Source organism: Ensifer sp. Root31, assembly GCF_001424825.1.
Lineage (GTDB): Bacteria > Pseudomonadota > Alphaproteobacteria > Rhizobiales > Rhizobiaceae > Ensifer > Ensifer canadensis.
In genome coordinates, this window is sequence record NZ_LMCO01000058.1 from 1 (window position 1) to 3547 (window position 3547).

At 58.3% G+C, this 3547-nt stretch carries 3 protein-coding genes and 1 pseudogene; 2 read left to right on the plus strand and 2 right to left on the minus strand.

Translation table 11 applies throughout. The features are described 5' to 3' along the window. Positions 1-79: pseudogene (locus tag ASD00_RS42175) on the minus strand (plasmid stabilization protein); the annotation flags it as partial. 769 nt (positions 80-848) lie between these two features. On the opposite strand from ASD00_RS42175, the gene ASD00_RS32940 reads away from it, so the two are divergent. Further along, the gene (locus ASD00_RS32940) at positions 849-1133 is read left to right on the plus strand and encodes a helix-turn-helix domain-containing protein (protein ID WP_057211187.1); all 285 of its coding nucleotides are present in this window, start codon (positions 849-851) and stop codon (positions 1131-1133) included. Then, positions 1123-2445, plus strand: a complete 1323-nt coding sequence (locus ASD00_RS32945) for a type II toxin-antitoxin system HipA family toxin (protein WP_057211183.1) — start codon at positions 1123-1125, stop codon at positions 2443-2445. The genes ASD00_RS32940 and ASD00_RS32945 overlap by 11 nt, the downstream gene beginning before the upstream one ends. Positions 2446-2487: 42 nt before the next feature. Here ASD00_RS32945 and ASD00_RS32950 read toward each other — a convergent pair whose 3' ends face one another. Next, a complete protein-coding gene (locus ASD00_RS32950) occupies positions 2488-3069 on the minus strand; it encodes an intradiol ring-cleavage dioxygenase (RefSeq protein ID WP_057211185.1) in 582 nt (193 codons plus the stop codon). Positions 3070-3547 lie beyond the last annotated feature (478 nt).

A 3547-nucleotide genomic window follows, 5' to 3' on the forward strand; every position in this document is an offset into this window, starting at 1 on the left:
TACGGCCGTGAATCGCCGCTCGGACGCGTAAAGCCCGGTGCACTTCATCAGGTACATTTCGTACTGTCAGGATAGCCATAGTCAGACCCTCGCAATCGCTTTCATTGACTGCAATATAGTTCCGTTGCAGTCATTCTGCGAGTTTCGGAGTTTGAGATTCTTGAGCGTTGGCTTTCAGCCCGGCTTCTATGGCTCGGTCACGGTCAAGGCCACGCCCAAGTACCCGTCGATACATTATGCGACTGTCGAGGCACTAGCGAACAGACCCCCATCAGGAAGCATCCGCCACCTGTTGTTGGCCAACCGAGAGCCGCCGAGCCAATTGCCGATCAAGGGCGATACCGCACTTCCTGAAGATGAAGCGCGAAGGCGCGCGTGTCTTAGTTTGCGCCAAACCGCTCAAGCATCTTTCGAAGCAGAGCATTCTCCTGTCGAACCCGCCGAGCCAGAAGCCCTTTCAGTCTGCAGCCGACACGGGTATCGATCCATGCGCGCGTCAGGAAACTGATTGCACCCTCCTCTAAAGGCGATCGCAAACTGCCTGTCAAACTGGCCTCAATGTCTTCCTATTGCATCCAAATGGGCCCCTCGAAAAGCCACCGCGGAATTGCAACCGGCGCACTGTCATTTCGCCCTCAGCTGGAACCGACCCATTGTTCAAAATTCTGGTCACCAATTTGCCTTATGACCAATCAAATGAACAACGCTTGACTCAGCCGTACGCATCATGGCAAGATGTACAAAATTCTGGGCGCAACCGTCCTTCACGTACAATTAGATGGACAAAATAGGTGCCAACCGTGCCACGCAAGAGAAGCTATTCAAGAGTGACGCGCGAAGCGCTCACCATGCTTGGCAAACTGATCCGCGTCGGCCGAGCCGAGCGCCGCCTAACGGCCCAAGAACTGGCCGACCGCGCCGGCATCAGCCGCACGACGCTGTCCAGCATCGAAAAGGGCACGCCCGGCCCTGAGATCGGCATCGTCTTCGAGGTCGCCTCCCTCGTGGGCGTGCGTCTGTTCGACTATGATGAGCGCACCCTGCAGATGCACAACGCCCGCCTTGATGAAAAACTTTCCCTGCTACCCAAGAGCGTCCGCCACACGATGAAGGAAGTCGATGATGACTTCTAGGGCGGACGCCACTGAAGCCTTTGTCTGGATGTGGTTGCTGGGGGCAACAGAACCGGTGGTTGCAGGCCGCCTCGACCAGGATGGCGAGCGCCTGATCTTTACCTACGGCGCCAGCTACCGGCGTCGAAAGCAAGCCATACCGATCTATGAGCCCGAACTGCCCCTTCAGGAAGGCGTAATCGCGCCCATCAACGGCCTGTGGATGGCGAGCTGTATCCGCGACGGCTCGCCCGATGCCTGGGGCCGTCGGGTGATCATCAACAGGCTGACGGGCAAAAAGCCCGACGCTGCCGGTGTGCCGGAGATCAGCGAGCTGACCTATTTGCTCCAGTCAGGCTCCGACCGGATTGGCGCTCTCGATTTTCAGGCATCGGCCACAGAATATATCCCCCGCCTTGCCGCGCAAGCATCGCTCGACGAGCTCCTTGAAGCGGCTGACCTCATCGAAAAGGGCGTTCCTCTGCCCCCGGCGCTCGATCAGGCCCTCAATCACGGCACCTCGATCGGCGGCGCGCGCCCCAAGGCGCTGATCGATGACGGGACAAAAAAGTTCATCGCCAAATTCTCGGCCAGCAACGACACATACAGCGTCGTAAAGGCGGAATTCATCGCGATGAAGCTGGCAAGCGCCTGCGGGCTCAACGCGGCATCCGTGTCGATGACCCGCGCCGCGCAAAAAGACGTGCTGCTGATCGAGCGCTTTGACCGCACGCATACCAAGGCCGGCTGGACGCGGCACGCGATGGTCTCGGCCCTCACGATGCTGGGCCTTGATGAGATGATGGCCCGCTATGCCTCCTACGAGGACCTAGCCGAGCTGATCCGCCACCGCTTCACCGATCCCAAGTACACGCTCAAGGAGCTCTACGGACGGATTTGCTTCAACGTCCTGTGCGGCAACACCGACGACCATGCCCGCAACCATGCCGCATTCTGGAACGGCAAGAGGCTGACCTTGACGCCCGCCTACGACATCTGCCCGCAAAACCGCACGGGCAACGAAGCCACGCAGGCCATGCTGATCAAGGGCGAGAGCCGCACCAGCACTCTAGCAACGTGCCTTGCAGCCGCGCCGGATTATCACCTGAAAGAGGCGGAAGCCGCCGCGCTGATCGAGCGGCAGATCACGAGGATCGCCGCACACTGGCAAGAGGTCTGCGCGGAAGCCGAGCTGACCCCGGTCGATCGCAAGCTGTTCGCGGGGCGTCAGTTCCTCAATAGCTACGCTCTTGAAGGACTTGATGGTTACAAGGCGCTGCAAGACGCGTTTCGCGCCGCACGTGATGCATTGATCGCCGGCGGAAGCGCCTAAAGATGACAGCGCCCAAGCAGCTCAAGAGACGCAAAGCGCCGGTTACGCCACTATGAAATTGTAGCGGCCGAATTTTCCGTCGCTCGTCGTTCTGATGTCGAGCAACAAGTCTGCATTGAACATGCGGTCACGCTCATTGTCCGGCTCATCGGCAAAATACAGCTGCGTCGTCAGCGCCTTCCCGCCGGGCCGTTGGACTTTTACGTGGTAGTGCCGAGTGCGACCAGGATAGATCCCGGGCACGATCGTCTCGAACCACCATTTGCCTTCTGCATCTGTGAATTGATGTCCGCGGAGCTTGTATCCGCTATTGTCGTAGGCGCCCATCTCATCGGCATGCCATAACTCGATCATCGCTTTTGCTACGGGCTGGCAGTCCTTGGTTAGTGCGTAACCAGCAAGCGTCATCCTTTCACCGCCCGGTGCATCGCTCGCGAAGTCCTGTTTTTCAGGGCTCTCCGGCGTAAAATACGGGCCTTCGGTCTGTGCCGGCGTCAGCTCGTGGTCATCCCCGCAACTGGCCGTAAGCGGCAGCTCCACAGGAGCGCCGGCTGCATGGCCTAGTCTCGGCAGCACAATCGGCGTTGCGACGAAGCTGATAAGGAAATGTCGCCGGGTCGGCATGGCGTTATATCTCCAAACATGGAAGCCAAGATCGTTGCGGCTCCACTGGGCAGAAGTGGGGCAGATATTACCAGAATTCGCGGCCGACAACTTCATCTGGCAGCGCGCTCGCTATTAAAGTGCCCGCTCCCTCGTCCCTCCTTGCTTCGAAACTGGCGAGTGCCTCACGGCAAACTCGCTGATGCCTGACAAGCGCCAGTGATTGATCAAAACCTGTAGCGCGGCGAATTGGGTGGGCGCCCCACCCCAGCGGCGCGACGACCCAGCAAACAGTGACTGGCAGACAGTGCCGCGTAGCTCGTTGAATCGCATCGCCAGCCAATAGGCTCGCGATGCGTCAACACATGATCTAGAAATAATATAATTAAATCATTAGGTTTGACCTGAGACCCATCTTCCCTCCATTTTTCAGGAGAGTCGTTGGTTTCAATCTGACTTCAAGCGGCCTGTTTTTCCATAGCCATTTTCATTGCGAATT